Raw genomic sequence first — 608 nt, 5'->3', positions numbered from 1 at the left:
GGCCGGTGTGTCCGGGACAAGGGCTGCGGGCGACGCGGACGTCATTTCCGGCGGATCTCGTTGGCGATGCCGGCATCGGTCAATATGCGCCGCGCCGCGTCCGCCTTGTCGGCGTCGACCATGACGCGCCGCGGCAGGATGCCGATCGAGCCGTCGAGCACGCTCATGTTCTCATCGGCGACGAAACAGGCGATGCCGGCGTCGCGCATCAGCGATTCGACGAAGGAGATGATCACGGCGTCGTTGGTACGGATGAGCTCTATCATGAAATGAAAATCGCAGGTTGCGCCGTTCCTGTAAACGTGGGCGTTCCCGCCGCCGGCCGCAACCGCGCCAATTCGCCTCTTGCCGTGCCGGTGGATGCCGCCCTAGAGTCTGCTTCGGGAACTAGGTGCCGTCGTGCGCTTGGAATAGACGGGAGTGTCTGTGGTGGGTGTCGTTCTCAACATCGAAAGCGGGAAGCGGGAACCCGCCTCCATCAAGGATCTGATCGATCTGACGGCCGCCGACATGGGGCGCGTCAACAAGCTGATCCTGTCCAAGGCCGGCTCAGACGTCGAGATGATCCCCGAGGTTGCCAACCATCTGATCTCGTCCGGCGGCAAGCG

At 63.5% G+C, this 608-nt stretch carries 1 protein-coding gene and 1 pseudogene; one reads left to right on the top strand and one right to left on the bottom strand.

All coding sequences use genetic code 11. The annotated features are described in order from the left end of the window. Positions 1–41 precede the first annotated feature (41 nt). Positions 42–266, bottom strand: coding sequence for a DUF2007 domain-containing protein (locus tag EOA27_RS39245; RefSeq protein WP_127259063.1), 225 nt, complete (start codon positions 264–266; stop codon positions 42–44). Positions 267–429: 163 nt separating this feature from the next. Between EOA27_RS39245 and EOA27_RS39240 the strand changes: the two are divergent. Then, positions 430–608: pseudogene (locus tag EOA27_RS39240) on the top strand (polyprenyl synthetase family protein); the annotation flags it as partial.

Source organism: Mesorhizobium sp. M2A.F.Ca.ET.037.01.1.1, assembly GCF_003998075.1.
GTDB lineage: Bacteria > Pseudomonadota > Alphaproteobacteria > Rhizobiales > Rhizobiaceae > Mesorhizobium.
This window is presented reverse-complemented; position numbering and strand designations above follow the sequence as displayed.

Bases quoted from the DNA above. Each gene is read 5' to 3' on its own strand.
- EOA27_RS39245 (WP_127259063.1), bottom strand. From the start codon at position 266: ATGATAGAGCTCATCCGTACCAACGACGCCGTGATCATCTCCTTCGTC.